This window comes from Paraburkholderia sp. GAS42 (assembly GCF_050436565.1).
Taxonomy (GTDB): Bacteria; Pseudomonadota; Gammaproteobacteria; order Burkholderiales; family Burkholderiaceae; genus Paraburkholderia.
This window is the reverse complement of record NZ_JBNDML010000007.1, coordinates 1-22,860: the sequence shown is the minus strand read 5'-3', so window position 1 is coordinate 22,860 and position 22,860 is coordinate 1. Positions and strand designations below refer to the sequence as shown.

General features: G+C 60.6%; 19 protein-coding genes, 2 tRNA genes and 2 pseudogenes. 19 read left to right on the top strand and 4 right to left on the bottom strand.

Annotated elements, in window-relative coordinates; translation table 11 throughout:
• The first annotated feature begins 109 nt into the window (after positions 1–109).
• The 13 genes from P3T16_RS12505 (at position 110) to P3T16_RS12445 (ending at position 12,371) form a co-directional block, all read left to right on the top strand.
• Complete coding sequence (locus tag P3T16_RS12505) at positions 110–1,051, top strand: alpha/beta fold hydrolase (protein ID WP_429342544.1); 942 nt, start codon at positions 110–112, stop codon at positions 1,049–1,051.
• A gap of 82 nt (positions 1,052–1,133) precedes the next feature.
• Positions 1,134–1,487, top strand: a complete 354-nt coding sequence (locus P3T16_RS12500) for a RidA family protein (protein ID WP_429342543.1) — start codon at positions 1,134–1,136, stop codon at positions 1,485–1,487.
• A gap of 57 nt (positions 1,488–1,544) precedes the next feature.
• Positions 1,545–3,788, top strand: a complete 2,244-nt coding sequence (locus P3T16_RS12495; RefSeq protein ID WP_429342542.1) for a RelA/SpoT family protein — start codon at positions 1,545–1,547, stop codon at positions 3,786–3,788.
• 106 nt (positions 3,789–3,894) lie between these two features.
• A tRNA-Val gene (locus tag P3T16_RS12490) sits at positions 3,895–3,971 on the top strand.
• A 262-nt stretch (positions 3,972–4,233) separates the two neighbouring features.
• Positions 4,234–6,141, top strand: a complete 1,908-nt coding sequence (thrS, locus tag P3T16_RS12485) for a threonine--tRNA ligase (RefSeq protein ID WP_429342541.1) — start codon at positions 4,234–4,236, stop codon at positions 6,139–6,141.
• A gap of 49 nt (positions 6,142–6,190) precedes the next feature.
• Positions 6,191–6,715 (top strand): translation initiation factor IF-3, encoded by a 525-nt coding sequence (infC, locus tag P3T16_RS12480; protein ID WP_429342706.1) that lies wholly within the window; start codon positions 6,191–6,193, stop codon positions 6,713–6,715.
• Positions 6,716–6,951: 236 nt separating this feature from the next.
• The gene (rpmI, locus tag P3T16_RS12475; protein ID WP_228876595.1) at positions 6,952–7,149 is read left to right on the top strand and encodes a 50S ribosomal protein L35; all 198 of its coding nucleotides are present in this window, start codon (positions 6,952–6,954) and stop codon (positions 7,147–7,149) included.
• Positions 7,150–7,178: 29 nt separating this feature from the next.
• On the top strand, positions 7,179–7,538 hold the full coding sequence (gene rplT, locus P3T16_RS12470) for a 50S ribosomal protein L20 (RefSeq protein ID WP_006052502.1): 360 nt from the start codon (positions 7,179–7,181) through the stop codon (positions 7,536–7,538).
• Positions 7,539–7,704: 166 nt separating this feature from the next.
• Positions 7,705–8,718, top strand: coding sequence for a phenylalanine--tRNA ligase subunit alpha (gene pheS / locus P3T16_RS12465; RefSeq protein WP_429256653.1), 1,014 nt, complete (start codon positions 7,705–7,707; stop codon positions 8,716–8,718).
• A 132-nt stretch (positions 8,719–8,850) separates the two neighbouring features.
• Positions 8,851–11,283 (top strand): phenylalanine--tRNA ligase subunit beta, encoded by a 2,433-nt coding sequence (gene pheT, locus P3T16_RS12460; RefSeq protein WP_429342540.1) that lies wholly within the window; start codon positions 8,851–8,853, stop codon positions 11,281–11,283.
• 58 nt (positions 11,284–11,341) lie between these two features.
• Positions 11,342–11,755 (top strand): integration host factor subunit alpha, encoded by a 414-nt coding sequence (locus tag P3T16_RS12455; RefSeq protein ID WP_429256651.1) that lies wholly within the window; start codon positions 11,342–11,344, stop codon positions 11,753–11,755.
• A gap of 41 nt (positions 11,756–11,796) precedes the next feature.
• Positions 11,797–12,204 carry a MerR family transcriptional regulator gene (locus P3T16_RS12450; protein WP_429256650.1) on the top strand — a complete coding sequence of 136 codons (408 nt, stop codon included), beginning with the start codon at positions 11,797–11,799 and terminating at the stop codon, positions 12,202–12,204.
• A 90-nt stretch (positions 12,205–12,294) separates the two neighbouring features.
• Positions 12,295–12,371 (top strand) — tRNA-Pro (locus P3T16_RS12445).
• A 99-nt stretch (positions 12,372–12,470) separates the two neighbouring features.
• On the opposite strand, the pseudogene P3T16_RS12440 reads toward P3T16_RS12445, so the two are convergent.
• Both P3T16_RS12440 and P3T16_RS12435 read right to left on the bottom strand, forming a co-directional pair.
• A pseudogene (locus P3T16_RS12440) lies at positions 12,471–12,763 on the bottom strand (DUF932 domain-containing protein); the annotation flags it as partial.
• 249 nt (positions 12,764–13,012) lie between these two features.
• Complete coding sequence (locus tag P3T16_RS12435; RefSeq protein WP_429342539.1) at positions 13,013–13,915, bottom strand: LysR family transcriptional regulator; 903 nt, start codon at positions 13,913–13,915, stop codon at positions 13,013–13,015.
• Positions 13,916–14,058: 143 nt separating this feature from the next.
• Between P3T16_RS12435 and P3T16_RS12430 the strand changes: the two genes are divergently transcribed.
• From P3T16_RS12430 to P3T16_RS12415, 4 genes and pseudogenes are all read left to right on the top strand, one after another.
• Positions 14,059–14,808, top strand: a complete 750-nt coding sequence (locus P3T16_RS12430; RefSeq protein WP_429342538.1) for an SDR family NAD(P)-dependent oxidoreductase — start codon at positions 14,059–14,061, stop codon at positions 14,806–14,808.
• Between the two features lie 60 nt (positions 14,809–14,868).
• On the top strand, positions 14,869–15,408 hold the full coding sequence (locus tag P3T16_RS12425; RefSeq protein WP_429256647.1) for a carboxymuconolactone decarboxylase family protein: 540 nt from the start codon (positions 14,869–14,871) through the stop codon (positions 15,406–15,408).
• A gap of 100 nt (positions 15,409–15,508) precedes the next feature.
• Positions 15,509–15,709 (top strand): annotated as a pseudogene (locus tag P3T16_RS12420) (alkene reductase); the annotation flags it as partial.
• Positions 15,710–16,291: 582 nt separating this feature from the next.
• Positions 16,292–17,191, top strand: a complete 900-nt coding sequence (locus P3T16_RS12415; RefSeq protein ID WP_429342537.1) for a LysR substrate-binding domain-containing protein — start codon at positions 16,292–16,294, stop codon at positions 17,189–17,191.
• Positions 17,192–17,299: 108 nt separating this feature from the next.
• On the opposite strand, the gene P3T16_RS12410 is transcribed toward P3T16_RS12415, so the two are convergent.
• Both P3T16_RS12410 and P3T16_RS12405 read right to left on the bottom strand, forming a co-directional pair.
• Complete coding sequence (locus P3T16_RS12410; RefSeq protein WP_429342536.1) at positions 17,300–18,022, bottom strand: SDR family oxidoreductase; 723 nt, start codon at positions 18,020–18,022, stop codon at positions 17,300–17,302.
• A gap of 88 nt (positions 18,023–18,110) precedes the next feature.
• A complete protein-coding gene (locus P3T16_RS12405) occupies positions 18,111–18,785 on the bottom strand; it encodes a peroxiredoxin-like family protein (protein ID WP_429342535.1) in 675 nt (224 codons plus the stop codon).
• 390 nt (positions 18,786–19,175) lie between these two features.
• Between P3T16_RS12405 and P3T16_RS12400 the strand changes: the two genes are divergently transcribed.
• Together P3T16_RS12400 and P3T16_RS12395 are read left to right on the top strand one after the other, a co-directional pair.
• On the top strand, positions 19,176–20,003 hold the full coding sequence (locus tag P3T16_RS12400) for a hypothetical protein (protein WP_429342534.1): 828 nt from the start codon (positions 19,176–19,178) through the stop codon (positions 20,001–20,003).
• A 1,118-nt stretch (positions 20,004–21,121) separates the two neighbouring features.
• Positions 21,122–22,588 carry a hypothetical protein gene (locus tag P3T16_RS12395; protein ID WP_429342533.1) on the top strand — a complete coding sequence of 489 codons (1,467 nt, stop codon included), beginning with the start codon at positions 21,122–21,124 and terminating at the stop codon, positions 22,586–22,588.
• The last annotated feature ends 272 nt before the right edge of the window (positions 22,589–22,860 follow it).

Here is a 22,860-nt window from a genome sequence, read left to right as displayed (position 1 = left end):
AAGCGGTTTACAATCGATTGCGTGTTGAGCGGCTGTGCTGCTGCTTCAATCAGGCGCTCTGCTTTTTCTGCCTGTGACAACGTCTACGCTTTGGCCAAGGAAATCTCCGATGACGACCGCCGCGCCCCCTGTCCCTTCAGCCCTTTCTGCCACTGGCAACGTTGCCGGTTTTGTCTCGCCCCGTCAGCATGAAGTGCAGTGCATCAGTCCGGGCGGTCTGCATCGCGTCGCCTATACCGAGTGGGGCGATCCGGCGAATCCTCGGGTGCTGTTGTGTGTACACGGCCTTACGCGCTCGGGGCGAGACTTTGACCGCGTCGCTGCGGCACTCGCCGGCACGTATCGCGTGGTGTGTCCGGATGTGGTCGGTCGGGGATTGTCTTCGTGGCTTGCCGACCCCAACTATTACGGTGTGCCGCAATACGTCTGCGACATGATCACGCTGATCGCGCGGCTCGATGTGCAGTCGGTCGACTGGTTTGGCACGTCGATGGGCGGCCTGATCGGCATGGCGCTGTCGGGCGTGCCGGATTCGCCGATCCGCAAGATGCTGGTCAACGACGTCGGTCCGCATGTCGAGCCGGCGTCCCTGTCCCGCATCGGCGACTATCTGGGCAAGCCGACGCGCTTTGAAACGTTGCAGCAGGGCATCGATTACGCTGCGCTGCTCGCTGCTTCCTTCGGACCGCTCACGCCCGATGAATGGCGCGAAATCAACACGCCACTTCTGCATGAACGTGACGGCGCATGGCAACTTCGCTACGACCCGCGCATTGCGCAGCCGTTTGCCGCGACAACGCCGGAAATGACAGCGCTCGGCGAGGCCGCGTTGTGGCGTTCGCTGGCTGCGACTGAAGGTCCTGTACTCGTCGTTCGCGGCGGGGAGTCGGATCTGCTGTCGCGTGAAACAGTCGCGAAGATGATCGAGCAGGGGCGCGCCGTATCGAGCGTGGAAATTCCGGGCGTCGGGCACGCGCCGGCCTTTCTCGCCGACGACCAGATTGAGATCGCGCGACGCTTCTTCATCGGCGAAACATCTGACGCGTCATAATATGGGGTTTCGCGGCGCGGTTTGCACGAGGCGCCACGGAACGCTCGTTCGATCACATTCAACCTCAACCACAGGATCTTTCATGGCAGTCATTCGTCACCACGTCGGCGCGCGCCTCTCGGAAATCGCCGTGCATAACGGCACGGTCTACCTGGCCGGCCAGATCGCCGAAGACACGAATCAGGACATCGCCGGTCAGACACGCGAAGTGCTCGGCCACATCGACCGCCTGCTCGCCGAAGTGAACAGCGACAAGTCGCACCTGCTGTCTGTGCAGATTTTCATCTCCGACATGGCCCACTTCGCCGGCATGAACGCCGTGTGGGATACGTGGGTTGCAGCAGGCGCCACGCCGCCGCGCGCAACGGTCGAAGCGAAGCTGGCGAACCCGGCGTGCCTCGTCGAAGTCGTCATCGTGGCCGCACAGCGCAGCTGATCTACTGCAGCATCTGTTTTTGGGTTACTCCTGGCTTTTCCGGCGAAGCGCCGCATCATGAATACCGATACCGTCACGACTGTTCCGAACCCGACACCGTCTTTCGACGAGGCGATGGCGTTCGTGCGCGAGCATGCCGGCGAGGTGCGGCTTTCGTCGGGCGAGCTGCTCGCGGATCACGCAGCGGGCACGGCGGCGGTCATGCGCACGCTCAACGTCGATCCGCCGGCGGTGCTGGCGGCCGCGTTGTTCGCGCTGACACCCCATCTGAAGGATCCGGAACGCATCCTCGCCGACCGCTTCGGTGAAGAGGTCGCGCAGCTTGTCGGTGACGTGCGCAAGCTGTTGCGCCTGGGAACGGTGAGTCTGCGTGCGGCACAGAATGCGATGCCCGAAGCCGGTCGCGATGCGCAGGCTGCGCGCCGCGCCCAGGTCGAGGCGTTGCGCAAGATGCTGCTCGCGTTTGCGCAGGACATTCGCGTCGTGCTGATCCGGCTTGCGTCGCGCGTGCAGTCGCTGCGTTATTACGCGGCGGCGAAGATCACGCCGTCGCCGGACGTCGCGCGCGAGACGCTCGACATTTACGCGCCGCTCGCGAACCGTCTCGGTATCTGGCAACTGAAATGGGAACTCGAGGATCTCGCGTTCCGCTTCGAGGAGCCGGAGACGTACAAGCGCATCGCGAAGCTGCTTGACGAGAAGCGCATCGAGCGCGAAGCGTACGTGGCGGAGGCTATCGCGCGTCTGCAGCAGGAACTCGCCGCGGCGCATATCCGTGCTGAAGTGAGCGGCCGGCCGAAACACATCTATAGCATCTGGCGCAAGATGCGCGGCAAGGAACTCGATTTCTCCGAACTGTATGACGTGCGCGCATTTCGCGTCATCGTGCCGGACATCAAGGATTGCTACACGGTCCTGGGCATCGTCCACAACCTCTGGCAACCCGTGCCGAAAGAGTTCGACGATTACATCTCGCGTCCGAAGCCGAATGGCTACAAGTCGCTGCACACGGTCGTGATCGGCGACGACGGGCGCGCATTCGAAGTGCAGATCCGCACGCAGGAGATGCATCAGTTTGCGGAGTACGGTGTCGCGGCGCACTGGCGCTACAAGGAAGCGGGCACGCGTGGCTATGGCGGCCAGTTCAGCGCGAGTGAGAAGTACGACGAGAAGATCGCGTGGCTGCGTCAACTGCTCGCGTGGAAGGACGACGTTTCCGAAGGCGAGCATGACGGGAAGCCCGCGACGCAGCCGTGGGAGCAGTTGCGTCAGGCCACGCTCGACGACGATCACATCTACGTACTCACGCCCCAGGCGCGCGTGATTCCGCTGCCGCAAGGCGCGACGCCTGTCGACTTCGCGTATCACCTGCATAGCGAACTGGGCCACCGTTGCCGCGGCGCGCGCGTCGATGGCGCGATGGTGCCGCTCAACACTGCGTTGCAGAACGGACAGACTGTTGAGATCGTCTCGGTGAAGGAGGGCGGTCCGTCACGTGACTGGCTCAATCCGCAGCTTGGCTATCTGCGCAGTTCGCGCGCGCGTCAGAAAGTGCGCGCCTGGTTCAACGCGGTCGACCTGCAGGAAAACATATCGATCGGCCGCGCGATGGTCGAAAAGACGTTACAGCGCGAAGGCAAGACATCCGTCAATCTGGATCAGCTTGCCGCCAAGCTCGGCTTCAAGACAACGGACGATCTTTTCTGGGTTGTCGGCAAGGAAGAGTTCAGTCTTCGTCTTGTCGAGCAGGCCTTACACGATGCACCGCCGCCCGAGCCGGTAGTCGAGGCGCCGGAGCAATTCGAGAAGCGCAGTAGTGGCGCGAGCGTGGCGCATGGCGCATCGACGGGCGTGCTGGTCGTTGGCGTCGACGCATTGCTGACGCAACTCGCGCGATGCTGCCGTCCCGCGCCGCCGGATGCCATCAGTGGTTTCGTCACGCGTGGCAAGGGTATGTCGATTCATCGCAGCGATTGCCCGACGTTTCTGCGCATGGCCGAGCGCGCGCCGGAGCGCGTGCTCGAGACAGCGTGGTCCGCGGACGTCATGAGCGGCCACGGCCGCTCGGTCTATCCGGTCGATCTCACAATCGATGCGTCCGACCGGCAAGGTTTGCTGCGCGATATCTCGGAAATTTTCGCGCGCGAGAAGATGAATGTGATCGGCGTCAAGACGCAGACGCGACGTAACGCGGCGTTCATGCAGTTCACTGTCGAGGTGTCGAGTGCTGCGCAAATTCAACGCGCGTGCGCGTTGCTAGGCGAAGTAACGGGCGTTGTGCGCGCGTCGCGCAAGGGATGAAATGTGTGTCGATCGGGCACGTCGACATGCGTCGTCAGGATTTTTAATGTCGACGCATAAAAGTGCTTGCCAAGTTTCGAGGCGCTCCATATAATCTCGTTTCTTCAGGCTCGTAGCTCAGCTGGTTAGAGCACCACCTTGACATGGTGGGGGTCGTTGGTTCGAGTCCAATCGAGCCTACCAACGAAATAGAAACTCTGGTTCGCCGGAGTTTCGTAGCAAGTAAGCAACAAGCGCTTCGGCGCGAAAGGCGAATACGGTTATGACACCGCGAACGTTGACCGAAACCACTTCGGATCGGCGCTAGTCGAGGACCAGGTTTGCCGTTGCAGTTTGCTGGAAATGTGAATGCGGCCCCTCGAAAGCGGGGCCGCATTTTTTTTGCTTTTTTGGTTTTCTCGCCTGATCGCGACATCTGCCGCGGATCGGCCTCTCGGAGAACACAATGGTTTCGATACGTCTGCCTGACGGTTCTGTTCGACAGTACGAGCATCCGGTGACGGTTGCTGAAGTCGCTGCGTCGATCGGTGCGGGTCTCGCGAAAGCCGCACTCGGCGGCAAGGTCGATGGCGAGCTGGTCGATACGTCTTCGCTGATCGATCACGACGCAACGCTCGCGATCGTTACCGAGAAGGACGCGGACGGCCTCGACATCATTCGTCACTCGACGGCTCACCTGCTCGCGTACGCCGTCAAAGACCTGTATCCGGAAGCACAGGTGACGATCGGGCCGGTCATCGACAACGGCTTCTACTACGACTTCGCGTACAGCCGTCCCTTCACGCCCGAAGATCTCGAGAAGATCGAAAAGCGCATGCAGGAACTTGCGAAGAAAGACGAGCCGGTTTCACGTCGTGTCGTGTCGCGCGACGAAGCCGTCGACTACTTCAAAAGCATCGGCGAAAAGTACAAGGCCGAGATTATCGAGTCGATTCCCGCGACCGACGAAATCAAGCTGTATTCGCATGGCGGTTTCACGGATCTTTGTCGTGGTCCGCACGTCCCGTCGACGGGCAAGCTAAAGGTCTTCAAGCTGATGAAGGTCGCGGGCGCCTACTGGCGCGGCGACTCGAAGAACGAACAGCTGCAGCGTATCTACGGCACGGCCTGGACGAAGAAGGAAGATCAGGAAGCGTATCTGCATATGCTCGAGGAAGCCGAGAAGCGCGATCACCGCAAGCTCGGCAAACAGCTCGATCTCTTCCACATGCAGGACGAATCGCCGGGTATGGTGTTCTGGCATCCGCGTGGCTGGACGCTGTGGCAGCAGGTCGAGCAGTACATGCGTCGCCGCGTGAACGATGCAGGCTATCTCGAGATCAAGACGCCGATGATCATGGACCGCTCGCTGTGGGAGGCGTCCGGTCACTGGCAGAACTATCGTGAAAACATGTTCACGACGGAATCGGAAAAGCGCGACTACGCGATCAAGCCGATGAACTGCCCGGGTCACGTGCAGGTGTTCAATCACGGTCTGCGTTCGTATCGCGATCTGCCGCTGCGTTACGCGGAGTTCGGTTCGTGCCATCGCAACGAGTCGTCGGGTGCGTTGCACGGTCTGATGCGCGTGCGGGGTTTCGTCCAGGACGACGCGCATATTTTCTGTACCGAAGACCAGTTCATTAGCGAGTCGATCGCGTTCAACACGCTGGCGATGAGCGTGTACAAGGACTTCGGCTTCGAACATATCGACATCAAGCTGTCGCTGCGCCCGGATGCGCGCGCCGGCACAGATGAAACGTGGGATCGCGCGGAGCACGGCTTGCGCGAAGCGCTGACTGCCTGCGGCGTGACGTGGGAAGAGCTTCCTGGCGAAGGCGCGTTCTATGGTCCGAAGGTCGAGTACCACATCAAGGACGCGCTCGGCCGTTCGTGGCAGTGCGGTACGCTGCAGCTCGATATGGTGCTTCCGGAGCGTCTCGGCGCCGAATACGTGGCGGAAGACAATAGCCGCCGGCGGCCGATCATGCTGCACCGGGCAATCGTCGGATCAATGGAGCGGTTCCTCGGCATTCTGATCGAGCACCATGCCGGTGCAATGCCGTCGTGGCTTGCCCCGATGCAGGTCGTGGTGATGAATATCGCCGAAAATCAGGCTGAATATGCCCGGTCTCTTGCCCAAACGTTGCAAAAACAAGGGGTTAGAGTAGAGGCCGATTTGCGTAACGAGAAGATTAGCTATAAAATACGCGAGCACACGCTGGAAAAGGTCCCGTATCTGCTGGTTGTCGGCGACAAAGAGCGTGATGCACAAACGGTAGCCGTGCGTGCCCGTGGTGGTGTCGATCTGGGTGTGATGCCGGTCGACGCCTTCATTGAGCGTCTGCGACAGGACGTCCAGTCGTTCAAGTAAGCCACCTGGCAGCGCGGCTCGTTTTTTTAATTTTTAGAGGAAACGTAACATCGCTACTGATAAGTCTGCGCATCGCATCAACGGTGAAATTACTGCACCCGAGGTGCGTCTGGTCGGAGTCGAGAACGAACCCCTCGGCATCGTGAAACTCGCTGATGCGTTCCGCCTGTCGGAACAGCAGGACGTGGATCTGGTAGAAATCGCCCCGCAGGCGGTCCCGCCGGTCTGCCGTTTGATGGACTACGGCAAGTTCAAATACTCGGAAGCGAAGAAGCAACACGAGGCCAAGCTCAAGCAGAAGATCGTCCAGGTCAAGGAAGTCAAATTCCGGCCAGGTACGGATGACGGCGATTACAACGTCAAACTGCGCAACCTCATTCGCTTCCTCGAAGACGGCGACAAGACGAAAATCACGTTGCGTTTCCGCGGCCGCGAAATGGCGCACCAGGAAATCGGTATGCGCATGCTCGAGCGCCTGCGCACTGACCTCGACGATGTGGGTGCCGTCGAGCAGATGCCGAAGATGGAAGGGCGCCAGATGATCATGGTGCTGGCCCCGAAGAAAAAGAAGTAAGCAATGCGCTGCGTATCGTCGATACGCGTGGTTGTGTCAGAAACAAGCGGTACTCCGTCGGTGTCGACGGATTGGCAGGTTTCGGAAGTGTGCCCGCGTAGCGGGTGCTTTCCTGAAAAGCGGCGGCCAGCATCATCGGCCAGCTGCATACCAAGTGGAGTGGGTTTCGAAGGGCGGGTTAGGGCCATCAGGGCCGACCGCACACCCATATCCATCTAATAATGGAGTTGTTCGTCATGCCTAAGATGAAGACCAAGAAGAGTGCTGCAAAGCGCTTCGTGGTGCGTCCGGGTGGTACCGTCAAGCGCGGTCAAGCCTTCAAGCGCCACATTCTTACCAAGAAGTCCACCAAGAACAAGCGTCACCTGCGTGGTTCCACGGCCGTTCATGATTCCAATCTGAACTCCGTGCGCGCGATGCTGCCGTTCGCTTAACCCTTAACTGAAACTCACAGGAGCTAGATATGCCTAGAGTCAAACGTGGGGTTACCGCACGGGCCCGTCACAAGAAGATCATCAAGCTGGCCAAGGGTTACCGCGGCCGTCGCAATAACGTCTATCGCATCGCCAAGCAGGCGGTCATGCGCGCAGGCCAGTACGCCTATCGCGATCGCCGCAACAAGAAGCGTGTGTTCCGCGCACTGTGGATCACGCGTATCAACGCGGCGGTGCGTCAGCACGACATGACGTACAGCGTGTTCATCAACGGCCTGAAGAAGGCTTCGATCGAACTCGACCGCAAGGTGCTGGCCGACATGGCTGTGTTCGACAAGGCCGCTTTTGCTGCGATCGTTCAGCAGGTGAAAGCCGCCGTTGCAGCCTGATTGCGCTAGTTAGCACATCGTACTGCGTGGTTCGTTGCAGCGAAGATCCGGTAGTCTCGGTGACGCTGCAACAGAAACGGGGCTCCTCACCGAGCCCCTTTTTTGTTGGTCGAGCGATTTTCGCTCGTACTGAACATTGAACACTGACGTTGAAAAGATGGGATCAATGGATCTGGACCAGATTGTCGCCGACGCGCAAGAGGCCTTTGAACAGGCCGCCGACACCAACACGCTCGAAAACGAGAAAGCCCGTTTTCTCGGCAAGTCGGGTGCGCTGACCGAGCTGTTGAAGGGCCTTGGCAAGCTCGATCCCGAGACTCGCAAGACTGAAGGCGCGCGCATCAACGCCGTCAAGCAGCAGGTGGAAGCCGCGCTGACGGCACGTCGCCAGGCCCTGGCCGACGCCTTGCTGAACCAGCGCCTCGCCGCTGAAGCCATCGACGTCACGTTGCCCGGCCGCGGCATCGGAGCGGGCAGCCTGCATCCGGTGATGCGCACATGGGAACGCGTCGAACAGATTTTTCATTCCATCGGTTTCGATGTGGCCGACGGCCCCGAAATCGAAACGGACTGGTACAACTTCACTGCGCTGAACAGCCCGGAAAACCATCCGGCGCGTTCGATGCAGGACACCTTCTATATCGACGGCAAGGATGCCGACGGCCGCCAGTTGCTGCTGCGTACGCACACGAGCCCGATGCAGGTTCGCTACGCGCGCACCAACACGCCGCCGATCAAGGTGATCGTGCCGGGTCGCACGTATCGTGTCGATAGCGACGCAACGCATTCGCCGATGTTCAATCAGGTCGAAGGCCTGTGGATCGACGAGAACATCAGCTTTGCGGACCTGAAGGGTGTCTACACCGACTTCCTCAAGAAATTCTTCGAGCGCGACGATATTCTCGTGCGCTTCCGTCCGTCTTATTTCCCGTTCACGGAACCGTCGGCCGAAATCGACATGATGTTCGAACACGGCAAGAACGCGGGTAAGTGGCTGGAGATTTCCGGCTCCGGCCAGGTTCATCCGGCGGTGATCCGCAACATGGGCCTCGACCCCGAACGGTATATCGGCTTTGCATTCGGCAGCGGCCTCGAGCGGCTGACGATGCTGCGTTACGGCGTGCAGGATCTGCGTCTGTTCTTTGAAAACGACCTGCGTTTCCTGCGGCAATTCGCCTGACGCGCAACGTGACATGCGATGTGGACGGCTGCGCTGAAGCACGCGCGCCGTCACCGCAAGCTGCACGTCCGGCAGATTCCCAGCGAGCAAGCTGCCGGACGTGGACCTAACCTGTTTAGAACGTAAAGAACCATGCTATTCCCTGAATCCTGGCTGAGAAGCTTTGTCGACCCGAAGATGACGACGGACGAGCTGTCGCACGCATTGACGATGGCGGGTCTCGAAGTCGAAGGGCTGAGCCCCGCAGCGCCGCCGACGTCGAAGATCGTCGTGGGCCGCGTGCTCGAAGTGGTCAAGCATCCGGACGCGGACAAGCTCAACGTCTGTCAGGTCGATGCCGGCACTGGCGCGACGCTCAGCATCGTGTGCGGTGCGCCCAACGTGGCGCCCGGCATCAAGGTGCCGGTCGCACTGGTTGGGGCGCAGCTGCCGCCCGCAGAAGCGGGTGGCACGCCGTTCGCGATCAAGCTGTCGAAGCTGCGTGGCGTCGAGAGCCAGGGCATGCTCTGCTCGGCGCGCGAACTGAAGCTGTCGGAAGATCATAGCGGTCTCATGATCCTGCCGGAAGATACGCCGATCGGCCAGGACATCCGCGAGACACTCAATCTCGACGATACGATCTTCGAAATCAAGCTGACGCCGAACAAGGCGGATTGCCTCTCCGTGTTTGGCGTCGCGCGTGAGACGTCGGCCATCACCGGCGCGCCGTTGCATGCGCTCAAGATCAAGCCGGTTGTCGTCAAGCTCAACGAAACGTTGCCCGTGAAAATCTCGGCGCCGGATCTGTGCGGCCGTTTCTCGGGTCGCGTGATTCGCGGCGTCAATGCGCGCGCGAAGACGCCGCACTGGATGGTCGAGCGGCTCGAACGTTCAGGCCAGCGCAGTATTTCGGCGCTCGTCGACATCTCGAACTACGTGATGCTCGAACTGGGCCGTCCGTCGCACGTGTTCGATCTTGACAAGATTCACGGCGGCATCGACGTCCGTTGGGGACGTCGTGGCGAATCGCTCAAGCTCTTGAACGGCAACACGGTTGAACTCGACGAAACCGTCGGCGTGATCGCTGACGATCAGCACGTCGAAAGCCTCGCGGGCATCATGGGCGGCGACAGCACGGCCGTCACGCTCGACACGACCCACATCTATCTCGAAGCAGCGTTCTGGTGGCCGGACAGCATCCGTGGCCGCTCCCGCAAGTACAACTTTTCGACGGACGCCGGACATCGCTTCGAGCGCGGCGTCGATTACGCGACAACCGTCGAGCACATCGAACGCATCTCGCAGCTGATCCTCGACATCTGCGGCGGCGAAGCGGGTCCGGTCGACGATCAGATCGTCAACGTGCCGCAACGCGCGCCAGTGAAGATGCGCGTCGCGCGCGCGAACCGCATCATCGGCGTGCAGATCAGCGCGGACGAAATCGCACAGATTTTCACGCGCCTCGGTCTCACGTTCGAACGCGAAGGCGATACGTTCGCTGTGATGCCGCCGTCGTATCGTTTCGACATCGAAATCGAAGAAGACCTGATCGAAGAAGTCGCACGTATTTACGGCTTCGAAAAGATCCCGGCGCGGCCGCCGGTCGCGACGAGCGAAATGCGTCGAACCAATGAGACGCAGCGCTCGCTCCACGTGATTCGCCACGCGCTCGCCGCGCGCGATTACGCGGAGACGGTGAATTTCAGCTTCGTCGATGCCGAGTGGGAGCAGGATTTCGCGGGCAACGACAAGCCGGTGCGTCTCCTGAATCCGATCGCGAGCCAGCTGTCGGTGATGCGTACCACGCTGTTCGGCAGCCTGATCAACGTGCTGCGGTCGAACCTGAACCGTCGCGCGGACCGCGTTCGCGTGTTCGAAGCGGGTCGCGTGTTCTTGCACGATCCGGCGATCAAGGCGGGCGAGCTGGCTGTCGAGGGATTCGCGCAGCCGAAGATGCTGGGCGCGCTGGCCTACGGCCCGGCGCTCGAAGAGCAGTGGGCGGCGCCGTCGCGTGCCGTCGATTTCTTCGACGTGAAGGGCGACCTCGAAGCGCTGTTCGCGCCGGTGGTGCCGAGGTTCGTCAAGGCGGAACATCCGGCGCTGCATCCGGGACGCAGCGCGCGCGTCGAAATCGATGGTCGGGCAGTGGGCTGGATTGGCGAACTGCATCCGCGCTGGATGCAGAAATATGATTTGCCGCACGCGCCGATTCTGTTTGAAGTTGAAGCGGAAGCATTAATGCAGCGCACTTTGCCGACTCCGACGGAAGTATCGAAATTCCCGCCGGTGCGACGCGATATTGCTGTTGTTGTCGATCAGAAAATCGAGGCTCAGGCATTGCTTGACGCACTGCAAAACGCCCTTTCCGAGGACGCCTGCAAGACCATTCAGAAGGTTGCGCTTTTCGACGAATTCCGTCCAAAATCAAACACTTCCGGCGGGTTGGCAGCTACCGAGAAAAGCCTTGCGTTCCGTGTGACGTTGCAAGATACTGGCGGGACCCTTCAGGACGAAACGGTCGATCTGGCCATTAAAACCCTGGTGGATCGTCTGGCTCGAGTATATGGCGCACGGTTGCGCGGATAACCTTAAAACGGCTGTTTCCGCATTTTACGTTTCTGGTTATCGCGCCATTTTATAGATTATGAACGAAATGAACTCGAGTGATTTCGAAGCCCTTCTTACGGCGCAACGTAGCGCCATGATTCGCGACATTCCGACATCACCCGCCAACACGTCGGCCGAAACGCCGACGCTCACCAAGGCCGAGCTTGCCGAGTTGCTGTTCGACAATGTCGGACTCAACAAGCGGGAGGCGAAGGACATGGTTGAAGCGTTCTTCGAGGTGATCCGCGATGCGCTGGAGAGTGGCGATAGCGTGAAGCTGTCCGGGTTCGGCAACTTTCAGTTGCGCGACAAACCCCAGCGTCCCGGTAGAAATCCGAAAACGGGCGAGGCGATTCCTATTGCCGCGCGCCGCGTCGTGACGTTTCATGCAAGTCAAAAGCTGAAGGCGCTGGTTGAAAGCGGCGCTGAGGCGAGTTTCGCGCGCTCGTAGTTTTCGCGCGTTCCCTGCGCAACCACCACGGCTAACTGACGATGACAGCGACGATCGAAAAAGTCGTCTTGCCTCCGATTCCGGCGAAGCGCTACTTCACGATCGGTGAAGTCAGCGAACTGTGCGGCGTGAAACCGCATGTGCTGCGATACTGGGAGCAGGAGTTCACGCAGCTGAGGCCTGTGAAGCGGCGCGGTAACCGCCGCTACTATCAGCATCATGAAGTGCTGCTGATCCGCAGGATTCGTGAACTGCTGTACGAACAGGGATTCACCATCAACGGCGCGCGCAATCGTCTCGATTCGCACGGCGGTGGCCATGGTGGTCCTGCGGAGATGGAAGAGGTTGAAGAGCCTGTGGCGGCGAAGTCGGCAGAGACGTCTTCGAATGTCGATGTCGATCAGTTGCGCAAGGAGTTGCTGCACGTGCTCGATGTGTTGAGCCGCTGATCTCGCGGATGATTCAATCGCTGTGCGTGCTGTTTGTTCTGCGCTAGCGGTTCTAATCAGGCGAAGGCTCTGTTATACTTTTGTGCTGTTCGGGGCGTAGCGCAGCCTGGTAGCGTACCTGCATGGGGTGCAGGTGGTCGGAGGTTCAAATCCTCTCGCCCCGACCAAAGAAATCAAGGCCTTACAAGCAATGCTTGTGAGGCCTTTTTCATTTCGGGCGGATTTTGCCACCACGTTTGCCCCCACACGACGGACGGCTCTCGCAGGAACGTCGAACGCACCATTGATGACGTTCTGGACGACGTTGCCCTTGTGCGGCACGCGTATATCCCGGACGTCGTCGCCCGCGACCATACCCGTTCTGGCAGACGAAGCGCAGCACACCCGCGAGCATTTGATAGCTGCTCATGCCATCGTGTGAGTTCAGCAGCACGATTTCGTTGGCTTCGTCGCCGGTGATCTGCTTGGCGTGGCGAAGCCGCAGCATGTGCTTCGTGTACTCGCGGCGGTCGTCGTGCCGCACGCGGGTCTGGCAGACCATGAACGGCTGGACGCCTTCGTTGCCGATGGCGAAGGTCCGATTCTGGGCCGACGACTGCCTGTGGGCGCTGGCACCGCAAAGCTGACCTTTACCGAAATACGCGGCGCACCCGACGACCGCTTTCGGCGAACATCAGGAACCGCGGCTCTCGGCCAGTTCCAGCCATGGCGCGACGACTCACGACCGTCTGCAAGTTAGCCAGCAGGCGACGCTCATTCATGTCGACAATTCACGCGCCGCTTCCGCTCGAAGAAGCACTGTCGCCTTTCAGCTACGAGCCATCGCCTTTCCGACATGTTCGGCGAACGCTTTTACCTTGGCCGAATGCCGGCGCTCGAGCGGGCTCACCAGATGGATCGGGATAGGGATCGTTTCCCAGTCCGGCAACATCCGCAGCACTTCGCCACTGGCCAGTTCGTCATCGAAAAGCCAGGTCGGCGAATAGCCAATACCCATACCCGCGAGGACTGACGCCCGCATGACCTCACTGCTGTTGGTCTGCAGATTGCCCTGGACCCGCACGATGCGCGTGGTTCCCACCGGATCCGCAGCGCCGGGTCCTGCCGTAAAACTCCAGCTGTTGCGCATCGCCAGTTCGGTATAGACGATGCAGTTGTGACCGACCAGATCATCAGGAACGCGCGGCGCCTTCGTTCCTTTTGGCAGTGAGCGCACGTAGCTGCGATGCGCCATCAGCATCCGGTAGGCCGTTCCTACGCGACGCGCGATCAGGCTGCTGTCCGGCAGATCGCCGATGCGCACCGCGACGTCGATGCCCTGTTCCACGAGATCGATAAAACCGTCACTCAGACGCAGGTCGACCTTCACGCCCGGATGCTCTACCAGAAACGACTGAACCAGCGGCATGAGCTTGAGGCGCCCGAAGCCGACCGAAGCCGCGATCCGCAGCCAGCCCGTCAGTTGCTGCTCGCCGCGCCGCAGCACGCCTTCGGCCTCCGCGATCTCCGCGACCAGGCGCCGCGCCTGGCCGAAATAGTGTTCACCTTCTTCCGTCAGCGCAAGCGAACGCGTGGTTCGCGTCAGCAGCCGCGCGCCCAGCTCGCGCTCGAGCGCCGCGACCTGTTTGCTCACTGCGCTTTGCGTCGTGTCGGACTCGTGCGCGACCGCGGAAAAACTGCCCGCTTCCACCACGCGCACGAAAGTTTTCATTGCCTGCAGCTTGTCCATTCCGCTCAATATATTCCTGACGGGCATTAGTAATATGAGCATACACCATCTATATCGCTCATCTGGAATCAGTCAAAGTGCAGTCATCGCAAACGCGATGTCACCCCACCTGAAGGAGCACTGACATGAACTCACCCGTCGTCCTTATCACTGGCGCGCTGACCGGCATCGGCCGCGCTACTGCTTTTGCCTTCGCTCGCGAAGGAAACCGCGTGGTCGTCAGCGGCCGTCGCGAAGAGGCAGGCCAGGCGCTTGCAGCCGAACTGCGCGCCCTCGGCACCGAAGCCGAATTCCTGCGTGCCGATGTGCGTTTCGAAGCCGAAGTGCGCAGCGTCGTCGAGCAGACCATCGAGCGTTTCGGGCGCATCGACGTGGCGGTCAACAACGCCGGCACTGAAGGTCAACTGGCGCCGATCGTCGAGCAGACGGCGACCAACTACGAAGACACGTTCTCGGTCAACGTGCTCGGCACGCTGCTGTCGCTCAAGCACGAGATGCGCGTGATGCTGGCGCAGGGCGCCGGCTCGATCATCAACCTCTCGTCGATCGCGGGCCAGGTCGGCATCGCGGGTGCGTCAGTGTACGCGGCCAGCAAGCATGCGGTCGAAGGCCTCACGAAGAGCGCAGCGCTCGAAGGCGCTACCGCAGGCGTGCGCGTCAACGCCGTGGCGCCTGGTCCTGTCGCCACCGAAATGCTCGACCGCTTTGCAGGCGGCAGCGAAGAGGGCAAGGCCGGTTTTCTCGCGACGATACCGGCGCGACGCGCCGCGACCCCGGACGAAATCGCCCAGACGATCGTGTTCCTTGCGAGCGATAAGGCGCGCTATCTCACCGGACAGAACATCGCAGTCGACGGCGCCTACACGGCGCAATAACAGGCTTTTTTTCCACTCGCTTTATCCATCGCTTCATCTCTTTTACTCAGGATCATCACCATGACCACCATCAATGTCCCGACGCGCGACGAAGTTTCCCCGGCTAACCAGGTCATTTTTGACAAGCTCAAGAGCAGTCTCGGCACCGTGCCCAACCTGTACGCGACGCTGGCCCATTCGGAGCATGCGCTCGGCAACTATCTCGCGTTCCAGAACGCGAAGAGCAGCATCAGCGGCAAGGCGCGCGAAATCGTGAACCTCATCGTGAGTCAGGTCAACGGCTGCGAATACTGTCTGGCTGCGCACACCGTGATCGGCAAGATGAACGGCTTCACCGACGAACAGATTCTCGAAATCCGCGGTGGCAAAGCAAGTTTCGACGCGAAGTTCGACGCACTCGCACGGTTGGTGAAGAACATCGCGGTCAACCGCGGGCACGCCGATCGGGCGCTCGTCGATGCGTTCTTCGCCGCGGGCTGGACCAAGGCCAATCTGGTCGACGCGATCGTCGTGATCGGCGACAAGACCGTCACCAACTATCTGCACGCAACGACGCGCGTACCGGTGGACTTCCCGGCTGCGCCGCAACTCCCTGCCTGACGGTTGCAGCCGGGCAACGCGCGGAGCTGACGCGATGCCCCGCGTTGCCCGGCTGACTGAAGTTGTTCCGAATCGGAGGATGTGATGTCTCAAGCTGAACATTTCGACACCGGGATTCACCGCTGAAAGCGCAGAGCAGATCCTCCGTACCGGCGATGCCGATCTCGTCGCCTTCGGCCGGAAGTTTATCTCCAATCCGGACCTGCCGGAGCGTTTGCGTACCGGTGCGCCTCTGAATGCCTACGACCGTTCAACGTTCTATGGAGGCGATGGGCGAGGCTACACCGACTACAGCCTGCACCGGGCACCGGCCACGGCCTGTACGCAGACATCCATAGACGCTGCGTCAAGGCGCTCACAGGGAATGGCCATCAGACCGCTGGCGGCGGTCTCCCCCAGAACATCATTCCCGTGCGCAGTTGCGCATCGCATGCGTAAGACGTCTGGACAGACTGCTCGTTGTTACCGGTCATTCTGATGGACGCTGGATGGTGCTCGCACGCCGTCCGACGACAGGAGCTCCGCGGCACATTCGAAACCGCGCTCACCTGGTGAGCCCGACCGCAGCAACCATCAACGAGAGCACAGCTTGCGGCAGGGCGAGTATTTCGTTGGCAGCAAGATCCGGCGATACACTTCGCGGGTGGGGATCGATGGCAAAAGACCGTGACGAAATGGTCATCGGTCACTCATCGAGCCCGGCGGGATCGGACTGCGACGCGTGGCCGCGCCCGAACTCTTCGCCGTGCGCAGGCGCAGTCAGATCACGTAACGCAAGACAGCACTGGTGAGGTAGCGCGCCTCTTCGTGCTCACAGGCTGGCTTGAGTGCGCCTGGTCGCGCGACACACGACCCACGATGATTCGTCCCAGGAGAGAAGGAAGTGGACCGACTGACAGCGATGGAAACATTTGTATGCGTGATTGAGTCGGGTTCCTTCTCGGCTGCCGCCCGGTTGCTCGATGTAGGGCAACCAGCCGTTTCAAAGTCGATTGCGCAACTCGAAGAACGGCTCGCCGTTCGATTGCTGCTCCGGTCCACCCGCGGGCTGATGCCGACCGAGGCGGGTCAGGCGTTTTACGAACGCGCCAAACGGGCGATCGAAGAAACGGACGAAGCAGAGTTGGCGGCACGAGGATCGGCGGGCACTCTCTCGGGCCGCCTTAGGGTTTCAGCGGCAGTGACCTTTGCGCGGCTTCATATCATCCCGCGACTGCCGTCGTTTCTTGATCGACATCCTGATCTCAACATCGACATCGTCCTCGATGATGAAAACATTGACCTGCTGGAACGCGGCATCGATGTCGCGTTGCGAATGGGTGTGCTGGACGACTCGACCATGACGGCGCGCAGGCTCGCCCATGGCAGGCGTTGTGTTGTCGGCTCGCCAGCGTGGTTCGCGAAAGCCGGCGAACCGCGCATGCCTGCCGATCTGGTTTCGCATCAGGCGATTGTGTACGAGCAGGGCGGCGGCGGAAGCGTATGGTCGTTCAAGCGAGGCAACACGGAGACGGCTATTGCGGTCGCGGGGCGAATTCGCGTGAACGCGGCGGAGGGCGTGCGTGAAGCGGTGCTCGCCGATATGGGCGTCGCGATCGCGTCCGAGTGGATGTTCGCACCAGAAATCGCGAGCGGCACGGTAAAACAGGTGCTCGCCGACTGGGAATTGCCCGGCATTGACCTGTGGGCAGTGTTTCCGAGTGGGCGCATGGTCACTGCAAAAGCGCGTGCTTTTGTCGCCTGGGTCGAGGAGATATTATCCGCATCGGATTTCATGGCCTGACTGACCTCGCTGCCAGCGCCGCGTGCGCTGCAAGCCCAACACCGCTGATGACGCTGGCGTCGCGGGTGTGCGGTGGCAACCTGCCAATTCCTGCAACGCAGATTCTTCTCAAATGGAAGCCTTGCCGATCGAGGCGCCGCCATCGACAAACAACGTTTGACCTGTAATGAAAGCAGCATCTTCGGACAGCAGGAAAGCGATGGCTGCAGCAATCTCGGCTGGCTTGCCAAAGCGTTTCATTGGAACGGCAGCGAGGTAGCGCTGCTCGCCTTCGCTTCCCGGCGCGTTGTTGGCTCTAAAGAGTTCGGTCTCCGTCGGTCCGGGCGCGACGGAATTAACTGTAATGCCGGCGGTCGCCAGCTCGAGTGCCCAGGACCGCGAAAAGCTCACCAGGGCGGACTTGGCGGCAGCGTAAGCAGTACGTTCCACGATGCCGAGGACGGTGAGGCTCGAGATATTGACGATTCGGCCCCAGCCCTGCGCGCGCATGTTGGGCAGCAGCGCTTGCGCGGCCTGTACAGCAGGATGCAGATTGAGCGACATGACGGAGTCAAGTGCGTCCAGATCGATGGCGCCCAGTCTCTGCGGTTTCACCAGCCCAACGTTATTGACCAGACCATCGAACTGGTATTCCGACGCGAGTTTGTCGAGCGTGGCCTGCGTTTTCACGCGGTCGGACAGGTCGACGCACACAAGCGTTCCTGGGAAGCCAGAATCGTCCGCCTGACGTGCCAGTCCCACAACCCGGTGCCCGTCTGCGTTCAGCCGCTGTGCGACGGCCCGGCCGATGCCTTTGCTGGCACCGGTTACGAGAATAGTGCGTGATTTCATGATCTCTCGATGTTTCGATGTTTTAGCGCCGGTCACCCTCGTGCGCTCGCTCCCGATCTCGAAGCGTCGGGAGCGAAGCAGATCCGGCTTACGAAGCCGGGGTGACCTTCCTGCGGAGAACGGGCAACATGTCTTGCGGTTCAGGCCGATGGGTGTAGTCCGGATTCACTTCGGAGTACAGGATCGTGCCGTCTTGCCCGACCACGTAACGCGCCGGCATCGGCAGAGTCCAGCTGTTGTCGCCGTTGAACGCTGGCAGGTCGTTCTTGAGGTTCTTGTACAGATCAACGAGATAGTCGGGCAGGGCAAAGCGGATGCCGAATGCCGCTGCCACAGCGTTGTGCGTGTCGCTGAGGATCGGGAAGCCCAGCTTGTTGGTGCGGACCGACTTGCGGCTATTCACGGCATTCTGCGGTGAGATTGCGACCAGGTTGGCACCTTCAGCCTTGAACGACGGCAGGGCCTCCTCAAGAGCCATCAGTTCGAGATTGCAATACGGGCACCACACGCCGCGATAGAAGCTGATGACAAGCGGCCCGCGCTTCAGCAGTTCGACGGACGACACGGGTTCTCCCTCCGGGTCATTGAGGGTAAATTCCGGTGCAATGTCGCCCGCCTTGAGCGCGCGTTCTGCCTGACCGGACGCCACGAGTTCGGCTGTGGCACGTTCCATGACCGGATGGATTTCCGGCGGTGCGAAGTACGGGGCTTTGCCGGCTTTGAAATCCGCTTTGAATGCGTCGAGCTTGGCTTGCAGTGACATGACGATCTCCTTCTTTCAAATGAATGGCGCGGTGTGTTGAAGTTGCATTGCATTGCATTGCATTGCATTGCGTTGGATAGATAGTCAGTCAATGCAGACGAGTGGAGAAGACTCGCCGACCGCATAACAATCATTCCTGCGAGGCATAAAGGCTGGTGGTATCCGCGACGTGGGTCACGGTGTGCCGGGCATGGGTGATACGTTCGCTGCTGGGCTTAGGATTGTCCGAATTCCAGTCAATCACGGACATTGGTTGCTTGCACGCGACTGGCTCAAATGGGGTCGACTGCTGCCCGACGCGGAAACATCCATGGTTGAGCATGCCGTCAGTTCATCGGCATGGCGCGCTTGCCGTCAAGGGCTTCACGGAGCCGGTTCCGGCGTGGTGTCTTGCCGGTCTTCGGCGCTTGGCCCCGGGCCGGCCGTTCGTCGGTCGTCGTGACGAGCTGCGTCAGTTTCGGGCAGTGCTCGAATCGTGCCGCGAGACCGGGTGCGGGCACATTGGTGAGGGATGGTCTTGAGACCGCACTTACCAGCATCGCGGCGGCCGACAAGGTCGGTCATCGCCGGTCGCTTGCGATTGCCCATCATGCCGCCTATCACTGCTTGCACGCTCTCGCGGAGTGGGATCGAGCCTGGGAGCATGTCGACGCGGCATTGCGGCACGCGCGCGAGTTGAAGGCGAGGCGCTTTGAAGGCGAGGCTCTCGCGTATCGCGCTGAGCTGCATAGGGTCGCAGGGCGCCAGAGTGAAGCACTTGATGATATCGGGGAGGCTCTGGCGATTAGTCGGGAAACGGGCATCGCCTATATGCAGCCGTTTTATCTCGGTGTCCTTGCGCGCGCGACCGACGATGAGGCTGTCTTCGAAACTGCGCTCGCAGAAGGCGAAGCCCTGCTCGTCGCCGGGGCGGTGAGCCACAATCATTTTCTATTTCGGCGTGGCGCGATAGACGCATGCATCGACCGGGGACTGTGGGATGCGGCCGCGACCCATGCTGCGGCCCTTGAGGATTACGCACGCCGCGAGCCGTCGCCGTTTTCCGCCTTTGTCGTGGCGCGGGCACGCGCGCTCGTCTCGTACGGGAGAGGTAATCGAGACCTGGCATCGCTGAACGAACTCCAGCAGCTCAAGGAAGAGGGCCGGAGGTTAGGTTTCCTTCACGCTCTCCTGGCGATCGACGCCGCGCTCGTGGGCCAGGCGAACAAAGCCGAATAAGATCGAAGCGAGAGCGGCGATCGTCTCACGTCGAATTCGAACCGCAAATCTCGCTTGCGTGAAAGACCTGTTCTCGTACATGGAAACCGCAGCCAGCGCGAACTGGTACCGACTGATCGTTGAAAAATCTCTATGCTGTCCCCGAGCGATTGCAGTAGCCGACCGCCTTAGAAAAACTGTCGAGGCCCTCTGTGACGTCGAGCGTCGGTCGCGACAGACTGGGTGCGGCCAGGATGCGACATTCGACTGAGCTGCATAGATCGTCAACAATGAAAAATCGCAAGCGTCCGATCGGGGCCGTTCTTTGGCGGTCGCGACCAATGTGTAGATCACGACAATTCGTTCGCCGCTGCTGTGAAGGCCGAAGTGCAGAAAGTTTTGCGCCCGAGGGCCACGACCCGCAACGCTCATTCAGCAGCGTTTTTGCCTGTTTCGAGCGCTCTATCAAAGGAAGCAATCGGCGTTCCGGCCGAGGGTGACGTGGCGCGATCCAACGACGGCGACGCCGTTACGCCTGCAACTTGACGCAACTTTTCCGCTGCTGCGACGACGATCGGCGACTTCTTCAGCCTGCCTTAAGGTAGTGCGCGAATACAGCCGGATGTTGCGGCAAGTACGCGGAGCGCTTCATACGCGCTTGCTTCGTAAGCTTGCTTTGTCGTGGAACCCACCCCGCGGTCGTATCGCCAACTTGTGAATCTCCGGTCGCCCATCGCGACGCAATCCGCGCGAGGCATGGATCACGTACAGGTTGCGACGACAAACTTGGAGCGACAGTGAGCACTGTTACCGCCGGTTGCCGACCTCGAAAAGCTTTCCACGGGCGCGCAATGGACTCCGACAGGCATGACTGCCGCTGCATTCTTTAGCCGCGCCCGGAATATCTCTTCCTCCAACCCGTTTACTCGACACTGCTCTCACGGCATCCGATTTGCCGATTTCACCCAGCTACATCGCATCGCGGGTTGCCCACAGCGAGGCAGCGTCATGCTCTGTGACAGGCGACCTGCTGCCCGGCCATGGACAGCCCGCGACTCAACTTTCAATGGAGGTTAAGCCACACATCAATACCCAACTGCAGATCTCTCCGTTGAAGCGGGTCAACCTCAGGAGCAATCATGAAATCGCTATTCAAGCCCCGCAGCTTCAGACCACTGGCTTCACGTGCTGCCAGCCTGTCCGCTGCCGCCTTCATCGCCGCGTTGGCCGCAGGCCAGGCATGCGCGGAACAGCCGCCGCCACCTTGCCATCCGAATCCGAACGCTGCCGCTGACGGCGCGCTGGTGCGTCAGCGCGGCGACATCGCGCACCTGCCGGATTCGCTGCAGGATCTCCTCCAAAGGATGGCCGAGCGGCCCCATACCTATTTGCCAATTCAGGCCTATGCCGAGGCCGACAAACCGAGCCAGCTGTTCCAGTATTACCTGCTGTCCACAGTAGGATTCGAACCCAATCCGTTCACGACACGATTCTCGGGCATCAACGACCAGGCGATGCTGACGGCAACTGGCGCCGACTGCGGCTTGCCAACCATCGGTGCGGTGCGCCTGGTGGTCGAGCCGAAGCCTGGGCTGCCCACTGATCCCGATAACGTTCGCGCCTTCATCGATGTATTTACCGACCTTTCATATCTGTTTGTGATTAACAACGAAAGCGGCTGGTACGAGGGCTGGATGATCCACGATTTGCAAGTGCCGAATGTCGCACCACCCCGTCCCGACGGGCACGCCCAGTTCGGCACAATGACAGTCGCGGACGCGGCTGCCTTGCGGGCGATGGGCACGCACCACAACGTGCCCGGCCGGCTATTCACAATGGATGGCAAGGCACCGCATTTGCCCGAAGCTTCAGACCACTTCCCTGACCGCCAGACCAATATCGTGCCGATCCAGCTAAGCATGGGGGCGCTCAACTGCATGCAGCAGTCTGATTGTCACGGCTACTGGGAATTCAACTACACGACCAACTGGATCCATCCACTCTACGAGTTGCCTTTTACCGGCGGTATCCCCGGTACCTTTGAAGCCGGCAATGTTGGTGCGCTCTCGTCACTGATTCCCGGCTCTGGACCGGCAGGCGTGAAAAACCGTCCGATCGACTATGGGGACGATCCGAACAATGCGGCTCCGCTGGGTGGTGCCGGTCCACGCGACCCCGACCGATTCGATGCCACAGTCGATAACCAGCGGGAATACCGCCAGCGCTTTATCCCGAGCGGACTCGCCCACGAAATCTACCTGGACACCTACGTGCGAGTGGCTTCGTTCGAGCCGGGCACGCCATTCCCGCAGCGCTTGTACGACGCCTATGTGGCCGAAGTCAAACGGGTCGATACCAATGGCGACGGCGTCATTTCGGCACGCGAGGGAGACGTGGATACTGCCAGCGATGGGTTCCCGGACAATTCCCGCCTGTTCTTGCCGGCGACTTCGTTCCGTCGCTTTGCCGTGACACGCGAAATCAACGACGGCTCCCTGGCGCCGCGGTTCGCGCCCAGCCAGCGGGCTTGGGTACTTACTGGCGCCGCCATAACCGTAAGCCCCTCGCGGCCGGCGTCTGCGGGTCGCGATAGCGACGACCGTTGAAGGCAACTCGTCGACCTGACGGGCTGTCTCCTGAGTTGCGAGACGCGTTCAAACCGTACTGTGCGCTCTCCAGGTAGACAAAAGGGCCGCCCCAAAGGCGGCCCTATTGACGTGCTGTTGCCGGCCAATCGCGAATGACCGCTCTGTAGAAACTCGACCGTCACTTTCGGGTCGAGTGAACGAAACCGCTCGCGCGGTAGGGGGCTCCGGCCCGTGGTAGTGGTAATGCTGAGGAAACCGACTCTGTTTTCATGTTGATGGGCGAGGCAATC